At 61.6% G+C, this 24,955-nt stretch carries 28 protein-coding genes; 21 read left to right on the plus strand and 7 right to left on the minus strand.

The features are described 5' to 3' along the window. Positions 1–140: 140 nt before the first annotated feature. Complete coding sequence (locus HXX25_RS08135) at positions 141–1,514, minus strand: glutamate--cysteine ligase (protein WP_187165438.1); 1,374 nt, start codon at positions 1,512–1,514, stop codon at positions 141–143. Between the two features lie 70 nt (positions 1,515–1,584). Further along, complete coding sequence (locus HXX25_RS08140; RefSeq protein WP_187165439.1) at positions 1,585–2,331, minus strand: 16S rRNA (uracil(1498)-N(3))-methyltransferase; 747 nt, start codon at positions 2,329–2,331, stop codon at positions 1,585–1,587. Positions 2,332–2,407: 76 nt separating this feature from the next. Here HXX25_RS08140 and ubiA point away from each other — a divergent pair, with 76 nt between their 5' ends. The 9 genes from ubiA (at position 2,408) to HXX25_RS08185 (ending at position 10,999) form a co-directional block, all read left to right on the plus strand. Then, positions 2,408–3,340: a 4-hydroxybenzoate octaprenyltransferase gene (gene ubiA / locus HXX25_RS08145; protein WP_187165440.1), complete on the plus strand. Its 933-nt coding sequence runs from the start codon at positions 2,408–2,410 to the stop codon at positions 3,338–3,340. 72 nt (positions 3,341–3,412) lie between these two features. Continuing rightward, the gene (locus HXX25_RS08150) at positions 3,413–4,879 is read left to right on the plus strand and encodes a pitrilysin family protein (RefSeq protein ID WP_187165441.1); all 1,467 of its coding nucleotides are present in this window, start codon (positions 3,413–3,415) and stop codon (positions 4,877–4,879) included. A 7-nt stretch (positions 4,880–4,886) separates the two neighbouring features. Continuing rightward, a complete protein-coding gene (locus HXX25_RS08155; protein ID WP_187165442.1) occupies positions 4,887–6,305 on the plus strand; it encodes a pitrilysin family protein in 1,419 nt (472 codons plus the stop codon). A gap of 97 nt (positions 6,306–6,402) precedes the next feature. Beyond that, entirely contained in the window at positions 6,403–6,837 is a 435-nt protein-coding gene (locus HXX25_RS08160; protein ID WP_187165443.1) for a MarR family winged helix-turn-helix transcriptional regulator, read from the plus strand. A 74-nt stretch (positions 6,838–6,911) separates the two neighbouring features. Then, the gene (locus tag HXX25_RS08165) at positions 6,912–7,688 is read left to right on the plus strand and encodes an enoyl-CoA hydratase (protein WP_187165444.1); all 777 of its coding nucleotides are present in this window, start codon (positions 6,912–6,914) and stop codon (positions 7,686–7,688) included. Further along, positions 7,688–8,596: an aminotransferase class IV gene (locus HXX25_RS08170; protein WP_187165445.1), complete on the plus strand. Its 909-nt coding sequence runs from the start codon at positions 7,688–7,690 to the stop codon at positions 8,594–8,596. The genes HXX25_RS08165 and HXX25_RS08170 overlap by 1 nt, the downstream gene beginning before the upstream one ends. Beyond that, a complete protein-coding gene (locus HXX25_RS08175) occupies positions 8,593–9,327 on the plus strand; it encodes a sulfotransferase (RefSeq protein ID WP_233346605.1) in 735 nt (244 codons plus the stop codon). Before HXX25_RS08170 ends, HXX25_RS08175 begins: the two co-directional genes overlap by 4 nt. Positions 9,328–9,331: 4 nt before the next feature. Beyond that, the gene (locus tag HXX25_RS08180) at positions 9,332–9,622 is read left to right on the plus strand and encodes a GNAT family N-acetyltransferase (protein ID WP_187165446.1); all 291 of its coding nucleotides are present in this window, start codon (positions 9,332–9,334) and stop codon (positions 9,620–9,622) included. 33 nt (positions 9,623–9,655) lie between these two features. Next, positions 9,656–10,999: a serine hydrolase gene (locus HXX25_RS08185; RefSeq protein ID WP_187165447.1), complete on the plus strand. Its 1,344-nt coding sequence runs from the start codon at positions 9,656–9,658 to the stop codon at positions 10,997–10,999. A 16-nt stretch (positions 11,000–11,015) separates the two neighbouring features. Here the strand turns inward: HXX25_RS08185 and HXX25_RS08190 are convergent, their stop codons facing one another. Beyond that, positions 11,016–11,291 carry a hypothetical protein gene (locus tag HXX25_RS08190; protein ID WP_187165448.1) on the minus strand — a complete coding sequence of 92 codons (276 nt, stop codon included), beginning with the start codon at positions 11,289–11,291 and terminating at the stop codon, positions 11,016–11,018. Between the two features lie 122 nt (positions 11,292–11,413). Here HXX25_RS08190 and HXX25_RS08195 point away from each other — a divergent pair, with 122 nt between their 5' ends. Then, entirely contained in the window at positions 11,414–12,916 is a 1,503-nt protein-coding gene (locus HXX25_RS08195) for a UbiD family decarboxylase (protein ID WP_187165449.1), read from the plus strand. 21 nt (positions 12,917–12,937) lie between these two features. On the opposite strand, the gene HXX25_RS08200 is transcribed toward HXX25_RS08195, so the two are convergent. Beyond that, entirely contained in the window at positions 12,938–13,609 is a 672-nt protein-coding gene (locus HXX25_RS08200) for a DUF4386 domain-containing protein (protein WP_187165450.1), read from the minus strand. Positions 13,610–13,647: 38 nt separating this feature from the next. Continuing rightward, positions 13,648–14,316 carry a hypothetical protein gene (locus HXX25_RS08205; RefSeq protein WP_187165451.1) on the minus strand — a complete coding sequence of 223 codons (669 nt, stop codon included), beginning with the start codon at positions 14,314–14,316 and terminating at the stop codon, positions 13,648–13,650. Positions 14,317–14,473: 157 nt separating this feature from the next. Here HXX25_RS08205 and HXX25_RS08210 point away from each other — a divergent pair, with 157 nt between their 5' ends. Next, positions 14,474–15,661 (plus strand): AraC family transcriptional regulator, encoded by a 1,188-nt coding sequence (locus HXX25_RS08210; protein ID WP_187165452.1) that lies wholly within the window; start codon positions 14,474–14,476, stop codon positions 15,659–15,661. A 111-nt stretch (positions 15,662–15,772) separates the two neighbouring features. Next, on the plus strand, positions 15,773–16,210 hold the full coding sequence (locus tag HXX25_RS08215; RefSeq protein WP_187165453.1) for a peptidylprolyl isomerase: 438 nt from the start codon (positions 15,773–15,775) through the stop codon (positions 16,208–16,210). 55 nt (positions 16,211–16,265) lie between these two features. Here the strand turns inward: HXX25_RS08215 and HXX25_RS08220 are convergent, their stop codons facing one another. Further along, complete coding sequence (locus tag HXX25_RS08220) at positions 16,266–16,769, minus strand: DUF6512 family protein (protein ID WP_187165454.1); 504 nt, start codon at positions 16,767–16,769, stop codon at positions 16,266–16,268. A 396-nt stretch (positions 16,770–17,165) separates the two neighbouring features. Here HXX25_RS08220 and HXX25_RS08225 point away from each other — a divergent pair, with 396 nt between their 5' ends. The 9 genes from HXX25_RS08225 to HXX25_RS08265 are packed head-to-tail and all read left to right on the plus strand — an operon-like array spanning position 17,166 to position 24,213. Further along, positions 17,166–18,497 carry a dicarboxylate/amino acid:cation symporter gene (locus HXX25_RS08225; protein ID WP_187165455.1) on the plus strand — a complete coding sequence of 444 codons (1,332 nt, stop codon included), beginning with the start codon at positions 17,166–17,168 and terminating at the stop codon, positions 18,495–18,497. 54 nt (positions 18,498–18,551) lie between these two features. Further along, positions 18,552–18,770, plus strand: coding sequence for a hypothetical protein (locus tag HXX25_RS08230; RefSeq protein WP_187165456.1), 219 nt, complete (start codon positions 18,552–18,554; stop codon positions 18,768–18,770). 59 nt (positions 18,771–18,829) lie between these two features. Next, positions 18,830–19,225, plus strand: coding sequence for a hypothetical protein (locus HXX25_RS08235; RefSeq protein ID WP_187165457.1), 396 nt, complete (start codon positions 18,830–18,832; stop codon positions 19,223–19,225). After that, a complete protein-coding gene (locus HXX25_RS08240) occupies positions 19,225–19,887 on the plus strand; it encodes a DsbA family protein (RefSeq protein WP_187165458.1) in 663 nt (220 codons plus the stop codon). Before HXX25_RS08235 ends, HXX25_RS08240 begins: the two co-directional genes overlap by 1 nt. Positions 19,888–19,946: 59 nt before the next feature. After that, positions 19,947–20,381, plus strand: a complete 435-nt coding sequence (locus tag HXX25_RS08245) for a hypothetical protein (RefSeq protein ID WP_187165459.1) — start codon at positions 19,947–19,949, stop codon at positions 20,379–20,381. Between the two features lie 12 nt (positions 20,382–20,393). Further along, on the plus strand, positions 20,394–20,786 hold the full coding sequence (locus HXX25_RS08250) for an MAPEG family protein (protein ID WP_187165460.1): 393 nt from the start codon (positions 20,394–20,396) through the stop codon (positions 20,784–20,786). A 44-nt stretch (positions 20,787–20,830) separates the two neighbouring features. After that, entirely contained in the window at positions 20,831–22,192 is a 1,362-nt protein-coding gene (locus HXX25_RS08255) for a TldD/PmbA family protein (RefSeq protein WP_187165461.1), read from the plus strand. Positions 22,193–22,208: 16 nt separating this feature from the next. After that, on the plus strand, positions 22,209–22,451 hold the full coding sequence (locus HXX25_RS08260) for a DUF4170 domain-containing protein (protein WP_187165462.1): 243 nt from the start codon (positions 22,209–22,211) through the stop codon (positions 22,449–22,451). After that, positions 22,432–24,213, plus strand: coding sequence for an ABC transporter ATP-binding protein (locus HXX25_RS08265; protein WP_187165463.1), 1,782 nt, complete (start codon positions 22,432–22,434; stop codon positions 24,211–24,213). The genes HXX25_RS08260 and HXX25_RS08265 overlap by 20 nt, the downstream gene beginning before the upstream one ends. Here HXX25_RS08265 and HXX25_RS08270 read toward each other — a convergent pair whose 3' ends face one another. After that, positions 24,214–24,879 (minus strand): dual specificity protein phosphatase family protein, encoded by a 666-nt coding sequence (locus tag HXX25_RS08270; RefSeq protein WP_187165464.1) that lies wholly within the window; start codon positions 24,877–24,879, stop codon positions 24,214–24,216. Positions 24,880–24,955: the final 76 nt, after the last annotated feature.

The raw sequence follows: 24,955 nt of genomic DNA on the forward strand, positions 1-24,955 counted from the left end.
GAAGCGGCGTCGCCCGGCTGCCCCGCGACTGCTGGTGTATCTGTCACACTCATCCTCCCCAGATGAATTAAGTCTCGAATCCGGCCGGCACTTGACCACGGTGTTAACCACAGAACAAGTCGGGAGATGTCACGAATCTGTCAGTAAGCGCATTCGCGGAAGGCGGGGTCGACAGAATGCTCCCAGCCGGAGTGGTAGCGCTGCAGGAGTTCGCGCGCCGGACTGCGGCCACTGGCAGCAATGGCATCCAGCTCATCCAGGAAGATGGTTTCGTTCTCGCCATGGCCATTCAGCCGCGCCCGGGCCCGCAACCCATCGCGGGAAATCCGGAGTACGTCCCTGGCAATGTCCTGCAGGGTGTGATCGCGGAAGGGCGTGTGAAGTGCATCCCGCGCGGCACCGCGGCGCAGGCCTTCACGCTCCTCGGCGGTCCAGTCTTTCACCAGCTGCCAGGCGGCGTCCAGCGCGGCATCATCATAGAGAATCCCGGTCCAGAAGGCCGGCAGGGCGCACAGCCGGTTCCACGGCCCGCCATCCGCACCGCGCATTTCCAGGAAGGTCTTCAGGCGCACTTCCGGGAAAATCGTCGAGAGGTGATCGTCGAAATCATCCATGGTCGGGCGTTCACCCGGCAGCACCGAAAGCTTGCCATCGAGAAAATCGCGGAAGCTGAGCCCGGTCGCATCCAGAAACACGCCCTTGCGCTTCACGAAATACATCGGCACGTCCAGCGCATAATCGACATAGCGCTCGAAACTCATCCCGTCATCGAAGACGAAGGGCAGCATGCCGGTGCGGTTATTGTCGGTGTCGGTCCAGATATGCGCGCGATAGGACATGAAGCCGTTCGGCTTGCCATCCGAGAAGGGCGAGTTCGCGAACAGCGCCGTCGCCACCGGCTGCAGCGCCAGCGAGACGCGGAACATCTTCACCATTGTCGCTTCGCTGTCGAAGTCGAGATTGACCTGAACCGTACACGAGCGGAACATCATCTGATGACCCAGCGTGCCGACTTTCGGCATGTAAGCCTTCATCAGGTCATAGCGGCCCTTGGGCATCATCGGCGTTTCTTCCAGAGACCATTTCGGCGAAAAGCCCAGCCCCAGAAAGCCGGCCCCGATTTCATCGGCGACAGCGCGCACTTCGCGCAAATGGCTGTTCACTTCGGCGCAGGTCTGGTGGACGGATTCCAGCGGCGCACCCGACAATTCAAACTGCCCGCCCGGTTCCAGGCTGACGCTGGCACCATCACGCTTCAGCGCAATCGGCTTGCCGTTTTCCAGCACCGGTTCCCAGCCAAACCGCGTCATGCCTTCCAGCATCTTGCGCACGGTCGGTCCGTCGCCTTCATAAGGCAAAGGCCCATGATCATTCAGGCGGAAGCCGAATTTCTCGTGCTCTGTGCCGATCCGCCACCGGTCTTTGGGCTTGCAGCCCGTGGCAAGGTGTTCGGCCATCTGGCCGATGGACTCGATAATGGGCCCCTGGCCACCGTCTGAATAGGATCCGCTCAAAGCCTGTCGCTCCCTTGCCCTTTGAGCCTAGGTAATCAGCCGATACCCCTGCGGCAAGGCGGAACACGCATTATTCACGCGGTTGTGCACCGCCGGCCCAGTCACCGCACTGGCTCTGCCAGAGGCTCAGGGCCGCCGCCGCCGCTGTGTCGGCTCGCAATATGCGCGGGCCGAGGCTCACCGGCAGGGCCGATGGCAGGCTGCGAATTCTGGCCCGCTCTTCCGGCGTGAACCCGCCTTCCGGCCCGATCAGGATGGCGGCCTTGTTCGTCGGGCGATCGCGCAGCGCCGTCGCCATTGGCAAGGCCTCTCCGGCCTCGTCGCAATAGATCAGCACGCGATCCGCTGGCCAGCCATCCAGAATGGCGGCCAGTTTTTCCGCTTCGAATATCTCCGGCAGATCGAACCGTTCCGTCTGCTCGGCAGCTTCCTTCGCAAGCGCGCCCAACCGGTCGATTCGGACCTTGTCGGCGATGGTGCGCTGCGTCAGCACGGGCCGAATCCGGCGTACGCCCAGCTCGGCTGCTTTTTCCACAATGAAATCGGTCCGCGCTTTCTTCACCGGCGCAAACAGAAGATCGAGATCCGGTACACCCTGCGCCACCCGCAACCGCGCCCCGACAGTCAGGACAGCGCCCTTGCGGTCAGCGGCCCCGATTTCGGCCTCCCACTCACCGTCTTGCGCGTTGAAAAGACGAACTTTATCGCCGGTTTTCCGGCGCATGACGGAAATCAGGTAATGGCTCTCATCCCGCCCCAGCCGGATTTCGGCAGCGGCACTGAGCGAAGAGTCGCAATAAAGGCGCGGGTCGGTCATATCCTGCCGGTACGCATGACAGACTGCGGCGTCAACTCTCTTGCCCGGCTTTGCCGGTTCGGGGCAGAACAGACGCATGGTAACGGAATCAGATCGACGGGTGGCGGACAGCCTGCCGAAAAGCTGGGTGGATGCAGCGCCCGTCCGCTTCCGGCCGTTTCTGCGTCTCGCCCGCTATGACCGGCCGGTCGGCTTCTGGCTCCTGACCATCCCTTGCTGGACCGGCCTGCTGCTGGCCCGCCTCGGCAGCGGCGTTCCCCCGCAATGGAGCGATCTCGGGCTCGCCGTCCTGTTTGCCATCGGCGCCATCGCCATGCGCGGCGCGGGCTGCACCTATAACGACATCGTCGACCGGGATTTGGATCGCCGCGTCGCCCGCACCGCCGACCGCCCGCTGGCCGCCGGAACCCTGTCGGTACGCTCGGCATGGCTCTTCCTGCTCGCGCAATGCCTGATCGGTTTTGTGGTCCTGATGCAATTGCCGCCGCTGGCGATCTGGATCGCACTCGGCTCTCTGGCACTGGTGGCCGCCTATCCCTTCATGAAACGCATCACCTGGTGGCCGCAGGCCTGGCTCGGCCTGACCTTCAACTGGGGCGTTCTCGTCGGGTATGCCACTATCGCCGGGCAGATCGATGCAGCCGTGCTCGCCCTGTTTGCCTCCAGCGTTTTCTGGACGATCGGCTATGACACCATCTATGCCTGTCAGGATATGGAAGACGATGCGCTGGTCGGCGTGAAATCCACGGCCCGCGCCCTGCAATCCAATCTGCACCTCTGGCTATGGGTGTTTTACGCCCTGACCGCGCTGGGCGCGGCGCTCGCCGGCGTATTGGCGGGCGCGCCCGCCTGGTTTGCACTCGCCATCCTGCCCTTCACATTCCACCTTTTTGACCAGATCCGGAAGGTTGACCCGGATGACGGGCCCGCCTGCCTTGCCGTATTCAAAAGCAACCGGACGACAGGTCTGTTGCTGGCGGCGTCCTTTCTTTTCTGTTCGTTCATTTGACCTTTGTTCCGCATCATGGCGGGATAGGCACAGGCTTGCGCCCGGTGCGGCGCGATTAGAGGGAGGCTTTTAATGGCAAACCGGCTTTTGGCCGTATTGGGTGCCGCGGCATTATTTGCATGCAGTGAACCCGTCACGGAAACAGTTGTCGTCGATGCGCCCGATACCGAAACGACGGTCTCGGGCATTCAGGTCGATGTTCAGTATCACACGCTTGAAAACGGCCTGCGGGTCGTCTTGTCCCGCGACACCTCCGTCCCGACGGCCACCGTGGCCGTCTATTACGGCGTCGGTTTCCGCAATGAACCACGCGGCCGCACCGGCTTTGCCCACCTGTTCGAGCACCTGATGTTCGAAGGATCCGAAAACCTGCCCGGCGGCACGATGACCAATCTCATCTACAATGCCGGCGGCGTACAGAACGGCTCCACCCGCTTCGATTTCACCAATTACTTCGAGGTCGTGCCCAATAATGCGCTGGAAGCCATCATCTGGGCCGAATCCGACCGCATGGCGCGCCCGATCATTGATGAGGAAAATCTCGCAGCCCAGGGCGGCGTCGTGGAGAACGAGGTTCTGGTGAACGTCATCAACCAGCCCTATGGCGGCTGGATCTGGATCGACCTGCCCATGCTCGCCAATGAAAACTGGCACAATGCCCATAATTTCTATGGCGATCTGGACGATTTGCGGGCCGCCACGCTGGACGATGTCCAGACCTTCTTCGACACCTATTATGCGGTCAACAACGCCACGATCGTCGTCGTCGGCGATATTGATTACGACGAAACCCTCGGCTGGATCGAGGCCAATTTCGCCAGTATCGAACCGGGTCCGCCCCTGCCGGAGATCGATATTTCCGAGCCGCGCCAGGAAGAAGAGAAGTTCGGCGAAATCTATGACCGTCTGGCGCCGCAGCCCGCCTTGGGTTTCGGCTATCACATGCCGGAGCGCGGCACGCCGGAATATTACGCCATGGCCGTGATCGACCAGATTCTGGTCCAGGGCGATGACAGTCTCCTGAACCAGCGCATCGTCAATGAAGAGGGCTACGCCTCCAGCGTTTTTGGCGGCATCAATCTGCTCGGCAACATGTACAATTATAATGGCCCGATGCTGTGGTCGGCCGGCATGATTCACGGTGATGAATACGACCACGAAGTCATCATGGCCGATGTGGACGAGGTGATCGAGCAACTGCGCACCGAGGAGATCAGCGAGGAACAGCTCAACCGCGCCATCACCAAATTGCGCTCGCAATTCTACAATATCGTCGATTCCGCGTCGCGGTTCGGCCTGGCGGATCTGCTCGCGGTTTTCGCCATGTTTGATGATGATCCGTCCCGGATCAACCGGATCGAGCAAGGCTTTGATCAGGTCACGCCGGAACTGGTTCTGGCTACCGCGCAGGAATATCTGCGGCCCACCAACCGATCCGTGCTGCGGGTCATTCCGGATCCCGATGGCACATTGGGCGGTCAGGCAGAGGATACAGATCAAGGCGACTCCGGGACTGAAACACCGGATGAGGATCAATAGGGAGGACATGACGATGATGAAATCGACCACATTTCTGATGGCGGCATCCCTGATGCTTATGTCCGCTCCGACGGCTTTCTCGCAAGCCCTGCCGCGGCCGGAAATCGGCCCGGCACCGGCGTTCGAACTGCCGGAAACATCGACCGTCGTGCTCGATAACGGGCTCGAAGTCACCTTCATCCATTTCGGCCTGGCGCCGAAGGTGAACATTTCGGTGCAGATTCTGGCCGGCAATGTCTTTGATGGCGAGAATACCTATATCGCCGACCTGACCGCCGCCATGATGGAAGAAGGTGCCGGCGGGGAATCGCCGGAATCGATTGCCCGGGCCTTTGCTTCCATGGGCGGCGACATGAATGTCGGCGTCGGCATGCATACGACGAATTTCTCGGCCAATGTGCTGACCGAATTCGGGCCGGAAGCCCTTTCCCGCATCGCCACCGTGATCCGCAATCCGGATTTTCCGGAATCGGAATTCGAGCGCATCCGCCAAAGCCAGGTCCGCAATATGACAGTGGCCCGGTCACAACCGGGGCCGGTCGCCAATGAAGCCTATGTTGGCCTCCTCTACGGCACTGACCATCCCTATGGTCAGGGCATGCCGGACGAAGACCAGATGGAAAGCTTCACCATGGATCAGGTGCGCGCTTTCTATGACGCCAATTTCGGTGCCGCCCGGACCCGAATCTATGTGGCCGGACGCTTTGACGAAGAGCGTCTGGAGGCCGCCATTCGCGAGGCATTCGGCGACTGGGAGTCCGGCCCCGAAGCCAATATTCCGCCCGCCTCGATCAATGGCGGCCCGGTAGTCCAGCTGATTGATCGTCCCGGCGCACCGCAGGCCACCATCCGTCTCGGCTTTCCGGTTGCACCGATCGGTACCGAAGACGCCTACCGGATGACCGTCATGAACGCGATTCTCGGCGGCTCCTTCACCTCCCGCCTGACCAGCAATCTGCGCGAGGAGCGCGGCTGGACCTATTCGCCCGGATCCGGTGTCACCAACCGGGTCGGTACATCCTACTGGACTTTCAGTGCGGACATCACGACGGGTGCCACGATCCAAGCCTTCTCGGAAATCTTCAGTGAAATCCAGACACTCCAGCTGAATACGCCCGACGAGGAAGAAGCGGGCGGCATGCGAAGCTGGCTGTCGGGCCTGTTCATTCTCCAGAACGCCTCGACCGGCGGGCTAATCGGCCAGATTTCGAACCGCGATTTCTACGGTCTTCCGGGCGATTATCTGGAAACCTATGTTGACCGCATCAATGATGTCTCCAATGGCGACATCTCGGCAGTAGCGTCCGAATACCTGCAACCGGACCGCATGGTGCTGGTTGTGGTCGGCGACCTCGATTCGATTGGCGAAGGGCTTCAGGCCTTCCCGCAATTCGCGGATGCCGAATTCATCATGGACGAGGAATAGCTTCGGATAACGGAATTGAAAGGCCGGGCGGAATACGCCCGGCCTTTTTCCAATCCGGTTTCTTTCGGAAACGAACGAATCGGCCTTATCTTCCGGCATGGCCAGAATCCGCGCCGTCGACCGGCGATTATTCCTCTTGATAGAAATTGCCGCCCGGCGTCTCAACCGGGAGGCGGACAAGCGCCTGAAAGACGAGGCCGGCGTCTCGTCCGCTCAGGCCGGCGTGCTGTTTCTGCTGCTCCGGCGCGGCCAGCGCCGGATGGGCGGTCTGAGCAAGACCCTGTCGCTGAATCCGCCTGCCGTCACCGGGCTCGTGGACCGCATGGTCAAGGCCGGGCTGGTATCCCGGACAACCGACAAGACAGACGGGCGCGGTGCCATGGTGGCGCTCACCCGCAAGGGCACCGAGGCGGCCGAGCGGGCCGATATCGTGCTACGCGAATTGAATGCGGATCTGGAAGCGCGCCTCGGCGAGGAGGTCTCCGACATTCTCCACGACGCCCTGACCCGGATTGTTATCGCGGAAAGTTGACGCCTACGCGAACTGGATTTGGTCCGCAGACTTGCCTACACATTGACCGATCAATCGGTAACGGAGCCCGCCGCATGAGCAATCTAGTCTCGGTCGAAACATCAGACGGCGTGCGGACCATCCGCTGGAACCGTCCGGAAAAGAAAAACGCCCTCCTGCGTGAAATGTACACCGCCGCAGCCGAGGCCATTGAATCCGGTGAAGCGGAAAAGTCGGTGCGGGTTTTCGTACTGGGCGGACAGCCCGGCCTGTTCACGGCCGGCAATGATCTGGTCGATTTCATGGAAGCCCCGCCTCATATCGGTTCGGGCGATATGCCGCCGGTCGAGCGTTTCATGCGCGCCCTGATGGGAGCGAAAAAGCCCGTAATCGCCGAAGTGGACGGCCTCGCCATCGGCATCGGCACGACGCTTCTGATGCATTGCGATCTCGCTTACGCATCCGAGAATGCCGCCTTCAAGACGCCTTTTGCCGATCTGGCTTTGGCCCCGGAATTTGCCTCCAGCCTGCTCTTTCCCACGCGCCTCGGACGCGCGGCGGCCTCGGACCTTTTGATGCTGGGCAGTGTCTGGAATGCGGCCCGCGCCCTCGAGGCCGGCCTGATTACCGGTATCTTCCCGTCGGCGCGCCTTGCCAATGATGTGCGCGAGAAGGCGCTGGCCCTCGCCGCCAAATCCCCCGGCGCGGTCCGCAAGGCCAAGGAGTTGATGATGACGCCGGACGAGCCACTTGATGCCCGGATGGCCCGCGAGGGCGGCATTTTCGCCGAGATGCTGCAATCGCCGGAATTTTCCGAAGCCGTCACCGCTTTCATGGAACGCCGCGCGCCTGACTTCTCGAAGTTCGGCTGATGGGCAAGGGCGCGCATTCCTATATCGACGATCCGCGCAATGCGGATGTGAAGGTCTGGATCAATGGCGCGCTCTATCCGCGCGCCGAGGCGAAAATCTCCGTGCTCGATTCCGGCTTCGTGCTGGGCGATGGCGTCTGGGAGGGCCTGCGCGTTCACAAGGGCAGGATCGCCTTTCTGGACACCCATCTCGACCGGCTGGAAGAAGGCGCAAAAGCGCTCGATTATGATCTGGGCCTGTCGCGGGAAGACCTAACCAAAGCCCTCTACGACACGCTTGATGCCAATGGCATGCTCGACGGCGATGGCGTCCATATCCGCCTGATGACCACGCGCGGCCTTAAGGCGACGCCCTATCAGGATCCGCGTGTCACCATATCGTCGGCCACCATCGTTATCCTGCCCGAATGGAAGCGCCCGGACCCGGCAGTCGCGGAAAAAGGCCTGCGCCTCTTCACCGTCCATGTCCGCCGCGGCTATCCCGATGTTCAGGACCAGAAGCTGAACTCGCATTCCAAAATCAACTGCATCACCGCCTGCATCCAGGCCACCAAGGCCGGGGCCGACGAAGCCCTGATGCTGGACCCGCACGGATTTGTGGCCACCTGCAATTCGACGCACTTCTTCATTGTCCGCAAGGGCGAAGTATGGACGTCCACAGGCGATTATTGCCTCGGCGGCGTCACGCGCGGTGTGATCATCGACATTTGCCGCGAAGCCGGGATTCCGGTGTTCGAGAAGAATTTCACCCTGGCTCAGGTCTATTCAGCCGAAGAAGCCTTCACCACCGGCACTTTCGCCGGGCTGGTGCCGGTCATCGAGGTCGATGGCCGCAAGATTTCCGGCGGCCGCGGACCCATGGTGGAGCGCTTGCAGGCGCTCTATCGACGGAAGCTCGAGGCGGAATGACGCAAACCATCCGTATCTGCCTCTGGTCCGGGCCGCGCAATATCTCGACGGCGACCATGCGCGCGTTTGAAAACCGTCCCGATTGCGCCGTCTGGGACGAACCCTTCTACGGGCCCTATCTGGTTCGCACCGGCCTCGATCACCCCGGCCGCGACACCATTCTCGCCGCTGTACCGCTGGACGAGGATGACATCGCCGCCCGCTGCGCCGGTGAGGCACCCGATGGATCGCCGCTCTTCTTCCAGAAACATATGTGCCAGCACATGCTGGACGGAATACCGCGCGACTGGGCGGCCCATTGCCGTCACATCTTCCTGATCCGCGACCCGGCCGAGGTTGCCGCCAGTTTTGCCGCGACCACGGGCAGTGTGACCGCCGATGACATCGGTCAGGTCCGGCAGTCGGAACTCTACGAGAAAATCAGCCAGCGCACGGGCCGGGCCTGGCCGGTGATCGAGGGCGCGGATGTGCTCGCCGATCCCGAAGGCCTGCTACGCGCGCTTTGCGCCGCAATAGACATTCCTTTCGATGCCGCCATGCTGTCCTGGCCTGCGGGAAAGCGGGAGAGTGATGGCGTCTGGGCGCCGTGGTGGTATGGCCGCGTCGAGGCCTCGACCGGTTTCGAGCCGCCACAGCCGAGCCCGCACGATCTGCCGGACGGCGCGCGCAACGCCGTCGAAACCAGCCAGCCGCATTACGAGAAAATGCAGGCGCGGAAACTGAGGATCTGAAGCCATGAGTGAATATGAAATCCAGCATGAATCATCTGAAACCAAAGGCCGGTTCTTCATGGATCTGGGCGATGGATCGGAAGCCGAGCTGACCTATTCCATTGCCGGCCAGACCCGCTGGATCGCCGACCATACCGGTGTCCCGCAACAGCATGGCGGCAAGGGGCTGGCAGGCGAGCTCGTGCGCGCACTGATCGCGGGCGCCCGCAAGGCCGATGTAAAAATCATCCCGCTCTGCCCCTATGTGAAAGCCTGGGCACAAAAACATCCTGAAGAGGCGGAGATTTTCGACTAGGCTGCAGCCAGGACGTTTTCGGGGGAGAACCACATGACCATTCTGCGCTGGATCGGCGGCATCGTCGTTATCACCATCATCGCCGGCCTTGTCTGGCTCAACACATCGTCGATTGGCCGCATCTATATTCCGACCGCGACCGGCATCACCGCCAAACAGATCTGCTCGCTGACCTTCGTCTCGGATATCGATCCCGGTCTCGCCCGCGAGCTCTATGTCGACCCGTTGTTGGGCGGTCCGGCTTCGCTGATCAGCGCCAATGTCGACCGCGAGGACATGTCCGTGCATTCGCGCCTGCTCGGCCTCTGGCATGCCGAAGCCCAGTACCGCGAAGGGATGGGCTGTACGCTGGTCCACGGCGCACGGGAATTCGACCGTGATCTGACCGCGCCGTGGGAAAACGACCCCCAATATTATGCGCTGGATGCCGCGCACCGCGATGCCACCTTCGATTCGGACGCCTTGCAAGCCGCTATCGACGGCGTGTTTGATGACGATTTCGGTGCGCGCAATACGCTGGCCGTCGTCGTGCTGCAGGACGGCCGCCTGGTCGCCGAGCAATATGCGCCCGGCTTTTCCCGCGAAAACCGCCTGCACTCCTGGTCGATGGCCAAATCCGTTGCCGCCACCCTCGCCGGCGCCATGACCTTGCGCGGTGATCTCGACGTCTACGAAGAAAGCACGATCGAGCTTTTGGACGGTCTGGGCGAGGACGCGGAGACGACCACAATTGACGATCTTTTGCGCATGACCGGCGGCCGCGCCGCGCATGAGATCAATGACGGCACGGATCCCAATTCCGACATGCTGTTTACAGAGACCGACATGGCCCGCTTTTCCGCGACACGCGAGCGGCTCTTCCCGCCGGGCGAGCACTGGGAATACCAGTCCGGCGATACCGTGCTGGCCACCTGGGAGATGCAATCGCGCCTCGGCGACACGCTGGACGATCAGGTCCGCGCCCTGCGCGCGCTGATCTTCGAGCCGGCGGGTATTTATTCGCCGATTTTCGAGGCCGATGCCTCGGGCACGCTGCAGGGCTCGTCCTACATCTACGCCACGCCGCACGACTGGGCCCGTCTGATGCAGGTCTATCTTGATGACGGCATGGCCAATGACACCCGAATCCTGCCAGAAAACTGGCGCGACTATGTCACCACGGAAACGCCCGGCTCGAACGGGATTTACGGGTCAGGCTTCTGGCTCGCGCCGGAACTCTCGCCGCAGGCCTTCTATATGTCCGGCTTCCAGGGACAGACCACGCTCGCCATCCCGGAACATGATCTGGTGATCGTGCGCATGGGCGCCACGAATTATACCGGCACCGGCACATGGGACATGGCGCGGGCCATCATGGCGGCGCATATCGCGGAGTGACGCCAGACGCCGCGCGCTAGTCCGGCTGTCTGTGCCAGCCATCACTGTCCGTACTGCGCAGGATGCGGTCGAACGGGTCGGGCAGAAGGCGCTCGGCCTTGCGCAACCACTTGTCCAGCTTCCGGTGGTCTGCGCGCAGATTGCGCAGGCGGTTTCGCGCGGCGGCCGAATTGGCGAGGATCAGCCCCGCGCCAATGCCGACGATGACAATCCCGACCGGCACGGGCGAAAGCGTGAGCGGTAATCCCACGAGCACCAGCACCCAGCCGATCAATTGCAGAAACAGCGTCATCCGAACCTCATCCTGAAAAAAACAACGATTGCGACGCGGCGCGGTTCCATTCGCCGCAGGCGAAAGACTGGACAATGCCAGCGTAAATCGCAGATTGGGCGGCAGGCAAGAAGGCACCGGCCATGGCATACAAATCTCTGCGCGATTTTCTGGCGATGCTGGAGGCAAATGGCGATCTGAAGCGCATCACCACGCCGGTCTCGACCCATCTGGAAATGACCGAGATCCACCGCCGCGTGCTCGCCGCCGGCGGCCCGGCCCTGCTGTTCGAGAATGTCATCAACGAAAAGGGCGAGCGCTCGGACATGCCGGTGCTCGCCAACCTCTTCGGCACGGTGCAGCGCGTCGCCAATGCCGTCACCCTGGGCGGCACGCCGCGCTCTACCGCCGCCGAATTGCGCGAGGTCGGCGAGCTCCTCGCCTTCCTCCGCCAGCCCGAACCGCCGCGCGGCATAAAGGATGCGCTCTCCATGCTGCCGCTGGCGAAAACGGTGATGAGCATGCGCCCGAAAACCGTGCGCAACGCCCCCTGTCAGGAGGTGGTGCTCACCGGCGAGGATATCGATCTCGACAAACTGCCCATCCAGACCTGCTGGCCGGGAGAGCCGGCCCCGCTGATCACCTGGCCGCTGGTCGTCACCAAAGGTCCGTCGGACAAGAAGGAAGACGATTTCAATCTCGGCATTTATCGCATGCAGAAGCTGGGCAAGGACAAAACCCTGATGCGCTGGCTGAAACATCGCGGCGGCGCACAGCATTATCAACGCTGGAAAGACAAAAAGCCCGACCCCCTGCCCGCCGCCGTCGTGCTCGGCGCCGATCCCGGCACCATCCTCGCTGCGGTGACGCCCGTGCCGGACACGCTGTCGGAATACCAGTTCGCGGGCCTCCTGCGCGGGGCCAAGGCGGAACTCGTCGATTGCAAGACCGTGCCCCTGAAAGTGCCCGCCGAAGCGGAAATCATCCTCGAAGGCCATGTCCTGCTGGATGAATATGGCGATGAAGGCCCCTATGGCGACCACACCGGTTACTATAATTCGGTCGAGCCCTTCCCGGTGTTCCAGATCAGTGCCATTACCATGCGCAAGGACCCGATTTACCTCTCCACCTTCACCGGCCGCCCGCCGGACGAGCCCAGCGTGCTGGGCGAGGCGCTGAACGAGGTCTTCATCCCGCTTTTCCAGCAGCAATTCCCGGAAATCACGGATTTCTGGCTGCCGCCGGAGGGCTGTTCCTACCGCATCGCCGTGGTCTCGATGAAGAAGGCCTATGCCGGCCATGCCAAGCGGGTCATGCTCGGCGTCTGGTCTTATCTGCGCCAGTTCATGTACACCAAATGGGTGATCGTCGTGGATGACGACATCAATGCGCGCGACTGGAAGGATGTGATGTGGGCCATCTCCACCCGCATGGACCCGGCACGCGACATCACCCTGATCGAGAACACCCCGATCGACTATCTCGACTTCGCCTCACCCGTCTCCGGCCTCGGCTCCAAGATCGGCCTCGACGCCACCAACAAGATGGACGGCGAAACAACACGCGAATGGGGCGACAAGCTGGATATGGACGAGGCGACGAAAAAGCGGGTGGATGAGATGTGGGCGGAGCTGGGGCTGGGTTAAGCCCCAGCCCCCATCCGGCCGCTAGACCGGGTCTGCCCGCTGGGTCGATTTGAGCAGGATCAAAGCAAGGCCCGCAACGACAAACCAGACGATAAAGCCGAGCCCGAACACCATCGTGGCATCGGACAGCGCCGGGATCGTCGAGACAATCCCGGCCCCACCCACGAGAAAGCCCAGCCCGCTCACGGCCAGCGGCAGAGTCTTGGTCTGGAATCCGGCCAGGCTCAGAACGAAGATCCACATGCCGCCGGTGATTTCATTGCCGCCGCCCAGTCCGGCGCTGACAACCGTCGTCGACCGCCAGAGCGCGACTGCCGAATCCATATCCACCTCTGCCAGCCGGACAATCTGGCCGATCGCGATATTTTCCAGCATGCCGGTGGCAAGGATCAGCCCGGCCCAGATCAGCCCGAAGGCAGAAGCCGTCTGCGCGATGGCCCCGCTGGCTGTCAGACGCCGGTGCAAGCCGATGACGATGAACACCATCAGCACCGCATTGAGCACATAGATGACCTGGTTCCAAAGCGTCATCAGCGCCTGGTTGTCCACGAGAAAGCTGACATGGTCTGCGGCGGGCACAGCCGGGCTGCCATATTGGGCCGGCCCCAGGATCGAGAAATAGACCCAGAAGCCGATGATATAGGTTGCGCCTGCGGCAATGGCCGCCAGCCCGCTGATTTTCTGAAAACTCATCTCGTCTTGCCTTTCGTGTTTCGTTGGATGGAGGAGGGTCAGTCCGCGACGGCGTGGCCAAACCGGGTGCGCACCGCATGGAATACGGTCCAGACGACGACCGCCAGAACCGGCAGCGCCAGAAAAACGGGTGTTCGGAGAACCTCCGGCAGGACATGGTTATTGCCGAAGAAGAAGATGCCGGTCGCCAGGAAGAAGGAAAATCCCATCCGCCATAAATGCCGCGTCAGCCGCACCCGGAGCGCAGGCGCAGACATAAGGGCGTAGAAGATATCCAGCCCGCAAAGGATCGCGCTGACGAGCGCCAGCCCGTAGAAGGCGTCCGGAGGCAGGCCGTCGAGAGCGCCATCCGGGCTTGCGCCAGCGATCATGCCGCCCGCTACCGCCCCCAGCCCAATCAGGCCGGAAGAGACCGGTGCCATACGGCTGATCCAGCGGCACAGAACGAACCGGCTTTTGGCCGCCGCCCATCCGGTGATCAGCGCGTGAAAGCTGATCGCGGACAAAAAGACCGTGAACAGAATCTCGCGCGCCAGGCTGAGCCAGAGACCGCTGATCGCCAGCAATCCCATTGAGACCACAAACAGCGTGCCCGCTTTCCGGTGCACACCTTCGCCCTTGCGCGAGGCAAACGCCGTAAAGCCCGCAGCAATCGCGCCGCATCCGATCCAGAAGTGAAGATCGCCGAGGAGTTCCGGTTCAGTCATGTTTCGTCCGTTGTGAATGCCGGTAAACGGGCCGACGATGTGTCGTCTGGCACCCTCTATTCCGCATCACGCTATTGTCTGTCGTCCGTGCGGGACGGCGCGGACAAATTGCCGGCACAAGATTGATCCGCCCGCAGCTCTCCCCTAGACCACGCCAATGCAGACAGATGGCGTTCTTTTGCTTTCGGCACTGGTGACCGGAATTGCGCTGGCCGGTGCATTGGCGGTGGCCGTGACCGGCGCACGCCAGAATTCCGCCAAGTCGAGCCGGATTTATCTGCTCTCGGTTTTCGTGACGATGGCCGGACTATGCGCTCTGCCGCTGGCAACGGCCGTGCAGCCAGCCCTCTTCACCTTCTACACGCCCGCGCTTCTACCGCTGATGTTCGCCTTGCCCGTCGCTGTTTATCGCTATGCACAAAGCCGGCTGACCGGCACGGCCGAACCGCAAAACTGGCAGCGGGATGCCGTGCTGCCCCTGGCCGGTCTGGGCGTCATGCTCGGTTATTGGATGCTTCCTGCATCGGCCCGGCGCGACTTGTTCATCAACGGCGACCTTCCCGGCGGCATCGCACCGGCGGCTTTGACCCTGCTGACCTTCGCACTGATCTTCGTGTGGGTGGCCGCGTCCATCCTCTATCTGATCGCCACCTTGCGGACGCTGGCCCGCTACCGGGCGACTCTCAAATCCCTGTATTCGAACACTGAAGCCTTCGAACTGCGTTGGATCGATGGATTTCTGATCCTTCTGGTCGGCGTGTGGGCCGCCGCCGCCATCTCCCTGTTGAGCGACAATCTGGGCATCGGCTTTCTGACGCCGGACACGCTCGTATTTGCCCTCGCAGGCGGCGTCCTGTTGACGCTCACCGCTTTTGCCAACGCCCCTGTTCCACCTAATGCGTTGAATCTGCCGACCTCGCCGTCCGGCGACCCGGCCACGGAAAAATATGCGCGCTCGGCCCTCTCCACAGAGCGTGCGGAAAAGATCGCCGAACGCATTCTCAAGGCCATGGAAACCGAAAAACTCTACCTCGATCCCGGCCTCTCCCTGCAGAAACTGGCCCGGCATGTCACCACGCCGCCGAACCTGGTGTCGCAAACCCTGAATGAACAGCTGGGCATGACGTTTTTCGACTTCGTCGCTCAATGGCGCGTTGAAGACGCAAAATCACGAATCCTCGCAGGCGATGATTCTGTTTTGAACATCGCGCTGGATGTCGGCTTCAACTCCCGCTCGACCTTCTACAAGGCCTTCAAGCGCGAGACCGGGCAAACACCGAAGGAATTTCGCCGCATGCCGGGGGCATCCACGTCGATGGCGTCAACAGAACATGCCGGGCAGTGACGGATGCAACTCCCCCGAATTTGACACCCGCCGCTCATCTTGCGACCTATAGGGACCGCAGCGCGTCACTGGAACGCGCGACACCTTTTCACCCTCCACCAGGAAGAATTCATGCCAACAGCAAAAAAGGGCGACACCGTCCTGTTAACCTACATTGTAAAGACCGCAGACGGCACCGTCGTCGGCAAGACGGAAGATGATGCGCCCGTGCCGGTGACCATCGGCAATGCCGAAATTTTCCCCGAAGTCGAAGCCGCGCTGGACGGCCTGGAAGTCGGCAAGGAAAGCGCCGCCGTGGTCAGTTCCGGCAATGCCTTCGGCCCGCGCCGCGAGGAAATGGTCATCGACATTCCGCTCGCCCAGCTGCCGGGCGATCTGACGCCGCAACCGGGTATGACGCTCGGCGCACAGCAGCCGGATGGCTCGACCCAGCAGCTCACCATCACAAAGGTCGGCGAGGAAAGCGTCACCGTCGACGGGAATCACCCGCTGGCCGGCGAAGATCTCCATTTCGGCCTGACCCTGGTCGACATCCAGACCGCCGCCTGAGGCCATTCGTCAGAGCGCGCGCCTGCTGCAAATGCGGCGGCGCGCCTCGCTCACCCTAAGGCTCGCGGAACAGGAAGAGGTCGGGCGCCATGAAGGTCAGCCCGCCGAAGGCGAGGCAAAGCATAACGATCAGCGCGCCGCATGCCCGGGACAGTCCCGGGCTCGGCGCCGGAGCATGGTAAATCCCCACCGCGGCAAGCTGGCCCAACGCGATCGCGCCCACAAAAAGCACCATGTCGGCCAGCAGGCTGTGATGCCCGACGAGCGCCATGTAGCCGTAGAAGCCCAGCGCAATGACCAGCGGCGGCAAGGCCAGCGCGACCAGCCGCCCGGCCCAGAAACTCGGCAAACGGTGCCCGAACGCAAGAAAGCCGAAGCCCGACCAGGCCATCGCCGGCCAGAAGGCCAGCTTGAGATGCTCCCATACACTTTCATTGACGGCAGCGAAGACCGCAACCGGCCACGACTCACCTGACCATGCATAAGCGAAGTGCAGCGCCGAGCCGGCGAGCACGATGACGACAATGCCGAAAGTCTCGAAAAGCAGGAACCGGTGCATCGGGGTGTCCTTTCAACCGCAGCTGCCAGAATAGCACCGTTTGTGGCCGCGCGTCCGGGCGTGTTCGAAGCCGCGAGTGCCGCACCCTTCCTGTCCCCGCCGCCCTCTGCGGTATTAGACTGCCGGGTGGCGCTGGCCGTGACCGCTGGAGAGGGGCATACAGAGGCAGGTGCCGCAATGACCGGAGAATCCGGAATCATTGGGGGATAAAACTGGAGTCGTTGGAGGAAAAACCGGAGTCTCTGGAGAAAAACCGGAGTCATGTCGGAAGACCGCCAGAACCGGGATCATGATGACAGGACAGGAAAATCCGACGACCAAACCGCATCCGTCGACGGAAATTGTAGTAGTCGTAGTAGGAGACTCTTTTCTTCGTAGAATTATGAGACATTTTGAATGACCGAACCCAAACGCATCCGCACAAGAGGCCTCCGCAAGAAGCTGGAAAGCTGGATTCGCGGCCGCCTCTGGGCGCAGGTCATCACCGCGCTTGTCCTCGGCGCCGGTCTCGGCTTTCTGATCGGTCCGGATACCGGCCTTGTCAGCGCCGAAGCGGCGGATCTGGCCGGGCGCTGGCTGGCTCTGCCCGGCGGCCTGTTCCTCAACCTCATCCAGATGGTGCTGATGCCGCTGGTCGCCGCCTCCATCGTGCTCGGCCTCGCCGCCGGGGCGTCCGACCCGGAAAAGCTGCGCCGCCTCGGCGGACGGCTCGCCCTCTTCATCACCGGCACCACCCTGTTTGCCGCCGCCCTGGGCGCCACACTGGCGCTGTGGGTCCGGCCGGGGCTTTCTGTGATCACAAATCCCATGCCGCTGCCGCGCCTGCGCCCGGATCCGGCAAGTCTCACCGATCCCCTGACCGAAGCTGCGGCGCGCGCGCCCGATCTCATCGCCCGCATCGTTCCGTCCAACCCGCTCGGCGCCGCCGCCAACAGCGAGATGCTCGCCATCGTCGTGTTCTCGATCTTTGTCGGCCTCGCCTTCGTCGCCTCCAGCAATCAGGCGCGCCTCGCCCCGCTGAAGCAATTGTTCGAGGCCATGCTGGAAGTCTCGATGACCGTGGTGAAATGGGCCATGCACATCACCCCGCTGGCCGTGTTCGGCCTCACCGCCCAGCTCGTCGCGCGCATGGGCGTCTCGGCGATTTCCACGCTCGCCGCCTATGTCGGCCTTGTCCTCGGCGGGCTGGCGCTGCTGTTGATGCTCTATGTCGTCCTGGTCATGGTGCTGGGACGGATGGGGCCAGTGACCTTCCTGAAAGCCATCTTCCCGGTTCAACTTCTCGCCTTTTCCACCTCATCCTCGGCGGCCGTCATGCCGCTGTCGATGGAAACCGCGCGCAATCGGCTGGGCACGCCGGGCGATACCGCCAGCTTCATCATTCCGCTCGCCGCCACCATGAATATGGCCGGCACCGCGCTCTATCAGGCCATCGCGGTGATTTTCGTGGCGCAGGTCGCCGGGGTCCAGCTTTCCCTGCCGGAAGTCTCGCTGATCGTGCTCAGCCTTGTCGCCGCCTCGATCGGCGCACCGGGCGCGCCGGGCGTCTCCATCGCCATCCTGTCGGGCATGCTGGCCAGTTTCGGCATCCCGGCCGCCGGACTGGTCTTTGTCATCGGCGTCGACCGGCTGCTGGACATGTCGCGCACCGTCGTCAATGTCACCGGCGACCTCGCCGCCTGCCGGATATTGTCGCGAAATCAGGAGGAAACGGAAACCGGCGGTTAAGTCTGTTACCAGATCCGGCTCGCCTTCGCGGCCGGGTCCGTGCAGTCTGGCGGCATGAATACGGCCTATAACACCTCGCTGAACGCCATGACCGCCGCGCAGGCGCAAGTCGCCCAATCGGCCCGGCAGATCGCCAATCCCCGCGCCGACGAGAGCGGTGTGATCGAAGCCCTGATCGCCATCAAGGAAGCCGAAGCGCTGCATGCTGCCGCGGCCAGCGTCGCCCGCACCACAGCAGACATGGAACAGCATCTGATCGACATCATGGCTTGAGGCCCGCGTCACAAAACGTCATCCTGTTGCCTGACAGATTCAACTGACAGGATTGATTCATGCTGACCGTGCTTGCCGCCGCCTTGAGCCTGACCGCGCAGACCGCCGAATTCACCCACGACCCCGACCTGCTGAGCCAGTACATGGTGCAGGCCTGCCAGGTCCAGCAAGTGGGCCGGAATGGCGCAACGGAAGCGGAAAACCTGCCTTTCTGCACCTGTCTCGACGGGGAGCTCGCGAGCAACGCATCCGATGAACTCTACCGCATTTTCGCCCTCGGCAGCCAGGGCGCCATCGGCGAAGACGCGCAGATCGATGCCGCCATGGCGCAGGCCGAAAGCCAGCGCATTTTCCTGGAAATGCCCGCCGAGGAACAGGCCGGCGTCCAACCCGTCCTGCAATCCGCCGTTCTTGCCTGCCGGGACGAAGCCCCCGTCACCACGAGCGCGCAATAATGCCGGGTCCGGTCCGGATTGATCTCGTCGCCGATTTCGTTTGCCCGTGGTGCTGGCTCGGATGGCGCAATTGGCTCGCCGCGAAAAAGCTCGCACCGGACATCCAGACCGAAGTGACCTGGCGGCCCTATGAGCTCGACCCCGCAATGCCCGAGGAAGGCGCGCCCTATCGCGACTACATGAAAGCCAAATTCTCCGGTGAAAATGCCGACCGCTGGAAAGCCATGCGCACTCATCTGGAAGCGGCCGGCCCCGGCGCGGGCATTGATTTCCGCTTCGATTCCATCACCCGCCGTCCGTCCACCATCAATGCACATCGCCTCATCCGCTGGGCGCGCGGGCAAAGCGCGAAGAAAGCCGATGCCGTCGCCGAAGGGCTGTTTGCGGCCTTCTTCCGCGATGGCAAGGATATCGGCGATACCAGCGTGTTGGCCGATATCGCCGCCGAAGCCGGACTGGACAGGGACATCGTGACCGACCTCCTGTCTTCTGACCGGGACAAGGCCGATGTCCGGGAAGAAGCGAATTTCTTCCGCCAGCTGGGCGTGACCGGCGTGCCGAGTTTTATCTTCGAGGGGCAATTTGCCGTACCGGGCGCCGCAGAACCGCCCGTACTGGCAGACGCCTTGCGTCAGGCCGCGAACCTGCCCGGACACGAATAGTCTTTACCGCCGGGCGCTGCCGGGTTCATACTCCGGCCCAATCGGGACAGGAGATGGAAATGAAAAAACTCACCCCACTGGCCATTCTGGCCGCGCTCGCCCTTGCCGCCTGCAACAACAGCAGTCCGGACACCACTGATGCCGCGACAGACAGCAATACGGAAATCGAAAACGGAAATGCCGGCAGCGGGAGCGGTCATGACTCCGGCGATATGGCCGTCGAAACCGGTGATTCTAACGGCGCTTCGGACGATGAATTTGTCGCCGCTTGCCTCAGCGCATCAAATCAGACCGAATCGATGTGCACCTGCCTGTCGGAAAGGGCGGAAGCCGATCTGACAGAAACCAGCCGCGAATTCCTGATTGCCACGCTGAATGAGCAGTCCGATGAGGTCACGGAATTGCGTTCACGCATGAGCATGGAAGAAATGTCGACCGCCGGAATGTTTCTGGTGACGGCGTCCACACAGTGCGCCCGCGAAGGCCGCCAATAGAAAGCTGACCCCATGACTGCACTACAAGCTGTCGCGCTTTACGCCGGCATCAACCTCTTGCTGCTGACATTTCTGTCCGTGCCCATCGGCCTGAATCGCAACAAGAAAAAGATCAGCATTGGCGATGGGGGCGATCCGCAGATGACGGCCCTCATTCGTGCCCATGGCAATGCCGCGGAATGGATCCCCGGCGCGCTGATCGGCCTGTTTCTGATGGCCTCGCTCGGCTATGGTACGCTTTTCATCCATATCGTAGGCGTGCTGTTCACCATTGCCCGCGGCGCTCATGGCTATGCCTTTGTATCCAACCAGACCGGCGGACCGGCCCGTCGCATTGGTGCCGGGCTGACACTCCTTTGCTATCTTGTGATCTCGGGGGCGTTGATCTGGAAAGCGGTCAGCTGAACGAAGCGTTGCACCCACAGGGCGTCACGGGCTAGGTCAGGAGCATGACGTCTGCAACCGATGCCCCTGACACCGACCAGCTCCTCTCGATCGCAGAGGATTTGATGAAACGCGCCCGGACCCTGGGCGCCGACGCAGCTGAAGCGGCGGTAACCCAATCGCGGGCAACCGAAGTTGCCGTCCGCGACGGAAAGCTGGAAGCCGTTGAAGGCTCCGAAAGCAAGGATGCGGGCCTGCGGGTCTTTTTCGGAAAGCGGCAAGCGGGCGTCAGTTTTTCCGATCTCTCGGAAGAAGGCGTATCGCTGGCCGTCGAGCGCGCCATCGCGATGGCAAAGCTCGCTCCGGAAGACCCTTATTGTGGACTCGTGGAAGCGCATTTTCTGGCCACTGGGTCGCTTGAACTGGCGCTCTATGAAGCTCCGCACTGGAACAGCGAAGACCTGTCGCGACTGGCACAGAGCGTCGAAACCGCCGCGCGGGACATCCCCGGTGTCACGATGACGGAAACAGCCTTTGCCAGCACGGGTGAAACCGCATCCGCTTCGGTCTCGACGAATGGCGTCAGCCATACGGCGCGCCGGTCCAATAGCGGTTATGGAGTCAGCGTCATCGCGGCCAGCGACAGCGGAATGGAACGCGACTATTCGATGACCAGTGCGCGCCGTGTCGCCGATCTCAGGGATGACGCAGAAATCGGCAAGGAAGCCGGTGAACGCACGGTAAGCCGCCTTGGCGCAACACAGATGTCTTCCGGCAATCGCCCCGTCATTTTTGACCGCCGCGTTTCAGCGCGCTTCCTCGGATCACTGGAAGGGGCGATATCCGGCCCGTCCATCGCCCGCGGTGTCTCTTTTCTGAGAGAGCATATGGGCCAGCCCGTGTTTGGCACCCACATCAACATCATTGACGACCCGCATCGTCCCTGGGGGCTGGGCTCACGGCCGGTGGATGGCGAAGGTCTCGCCAATACCAAATGCCACATCATCGAAAACGGTGTGCTGACGACCTGGCTCTTGAACTCGCCATCGGCCCGACAGCTTGGTCTGGAGCCGAACGGCTATGCGACACGGTCGCTGGGCGGTTCGCCCGGCGTATCCTCGACCAATTTGCACATCGAAGCCGGCGAACAATCGCGCGAAGACATGATCGCGGACATCTCCGATGGCCTGCTCATCACCGAAATGTTCAGCCCCTCCCAGAATCCCAATACCGGCGACTGGTCGGTGGGCGTTTCCGGATTCGCAATTCTTTCGGGCGAGATTGCCCACCCGGTCAGTGAAATCACCGTCGCTGGCAATCTGAAAGACATTTTTGCGCGGCTGATCCCCGCCAATGATCTGAAATTCTGGTCCTCGACCAATGCACCCAGCCTTCTGGTGGATAATCTGTCCATCGGTGGCGCTTGAACCGAAAGGCAGGCATATGAGCGACGCGCAACTCCTTCATCTGGTTATCGGTGGCGAGCTGACCGATCTCGGTCCAAACGCAAACCAGTTCAAGGACATGTCAAAAGTCGATTTCGTCGGCGCTTTCGCAAATTACGACGATGCGCGCCGAGCATGGAAATCGGCGGCGCAACGAACCGTGGACAACGCGCACATGCGATATTTCATCATCCACGCGCACCGCTTGCTGGACCCCCGAGATGACGGGCACGACCACTAGCCCCGAGCCCTCATCGCCCTCGGCGACCTCCGCGTCGGGCAATGCCCTGATTGCGCGATTCTGGCACGACCGGATTGCGCCGCGCTGGCGGCTGGTCACGATTGCCGTAATACTCTCGGCCACAACAGCGGCGGCGGCAACGAGCTACGCCTTCATGGTCCGCTGGGTGTTCGGCATGCTCGAGAGGGAGGACATGAGCGTCGTCTGGCTTGCGCCGGTCGTGATCATATCCATCACGTCAATTCGCGCGGCCTCGCTCTATCTGCAAACCGTACAGAGCAATCGTTTGGCCCTGCGCATCATGCAGGACTTGCAGGAATCGCTTTTTATTCGACTCGTGCGTGCGGATTATGCACGCATAATTGCGGAACCTGTCGGTGCCATTGTTTCGCGTTTTACCAATGACATAACCATTCTTCGCGACTTGCTGGTTCGTGCTGTCAATAACCTGCTGCGCGATACGCTGACCATTCTTGGCGCTGTCATTGCCATGCTCTACTTCGACTGGATGCTCGCCTTGCTCATTCTGGTCGTCTATCCATTGGCGGCCCTTCCCGTCATCCGCATCGGTAACATGTTGCGCAAGACGTCCAGCAAGGCGCAAAGCCAGATGGGCGAAGTCACCAGTTTTCTGGAAGAGAGCTTTTCCGGAGCGCGTATGGTGAAGGCTTACGGCCTGGAAGATCACGAGATTGATCGATCTCGATTTGCCTTCCTGCAACGGTTTCGCCTGGCATTGTCGCTCGCTTCGTCCAAGGCGCGGGTCGATCCGATCCTCGAAGTCGTCGGCGGCGTGGCCTTTGCTGGCGTGTTGGGTTTTGCGGGATGGCGAATATCTCACGATGCCATCACCATCGCAGACCTTATGGGCTTCATCACGGCTATCGGTGTCATGGCCCCGGCGGTGCGCGCTGTCGGGACACTGGGCGCGGCCATACAGGAGGGCGTCGCCGTTCTTCAGCGTATCTATGATGTAACGGATGAGACCGATGACGTGGTAGAGCAGGCTGCTGCCAAACCACTGAACGTCATGCGGGCGCGAGTGGAATTCGACAATGTCAGTTTCTCATACGGTGGCGATCTGACGGCATTGCGCAATGTCGATATTATTGCCGACGCTGCAAAAACCACGGCCATTGTCGGCGCATCCGGATCCGGCAAGACAACTCTGCTCAATCTTATCCCCCGCCTGTATGATCCGGCCAGTGGTGCCGTGCTGATCGATAATCAGGACATAAGCAAAGCCACGATCCGTTCGGTCCGCGATGCCGTCGCGCTGGTAAGCCAGGATGTGGTTCTGTTCAACGACACCATCGCGGCCAACATCGCTTTCGGTCGAATGGATGCCAGCCGGGCCGACATAGAGGCCGCCGCAAAAGCGGCTGACGCACATGACTTCATAATGGAGATGCCAGATGGCTACGACGCATCGGTAGGTCCCCGCGGCAGTCAGTTATCGGGCGGCCAGCGTCAACGTATCGCCATTGCGCGCGCCATTCTCGCCGATGCACCGATATTGCTCCTCGACGAGGCCACAAGCGCCCTGGATGCCGAAGCCGAAGCAAGGGTTCAGGCTGCCCTCAAAAAGCTATCGGAAGGCCGCACGACGATCGTCATTGCGCATCGTCTGGCCACGGTGCGCGAGGCGGATCGTATCTATGTCATGGACAATGGACGCATTGCCGAAACCGGCAAGCATGAAGAACTGATCGCTCAGGGCGGAATCTATGCACGCCTCTGCAAGCTCCAGTTCGCCAACTGATTACTCGCGGCGCAGGATTTTTTCCGTCAGGAGACTGCCCCACCAACTGGCCATGAAGCCATCATGCACGGCTTGTCGGTCGTATCGGGTGCGCACCCATTCGAGGAAGTCGATGGGCCCGGCCTCGTTCGCCAGACGATATTGCTCGAAGAAATAATCCAGCATCCCCGTCTTGCCCTGCTTTACATGCAGATATTTGAAAGACAGATGATCGATTGCTTCCTCGAACGGCGCTTTCTCGTGAAGCAGCATATACATGACCGCGACGATGCCAGCCCGGTCTGCGCCGGATTTGCAATGCATCATCGCCGGATATTCGATCGAATTGAAGATCTCGATCAGATGCTCGATACGCTCGACGTAGGGCGCTTCCCGGGATCCCCACGGCAAGTCGTGAATCGCCAGCCCAAGGCGCTCACAGGTCTCATGCTCCAGATCATAGTAGGACCGGCCCGGCTGTGTGCCGCGAAGATTCAATATCGTCTTGAAACCCTGATCTTTCAGCCATTCAAGCCGGTGGGGCGAGGGTTGATTGGCGCGCCACATACCCTTGCTGCCGACGGGATGCATGTTGTGAAAACGCAGACGCAAAACGCCATGGTCCTGCCAGAGGTAATGATTCCAGGCGCGTTTGCGATCTTCAGGATTCGTCAAATCGTAGCTCATAAACATTCATTTACGAGCCCACGCAGCGGGCGGCAACCGTGACGAACGCTTGACGCCCGCGCCAATCAAAGCAAGC

This window comes from Hyphobacterium sp. CCMP332 (assembly GCF_014323565.1).
GTDB lineage: Bacteria > Pseudomonadota > Alphaproteobacteria > Caulobacterales > Maricaulaceae > Hyphobacterium.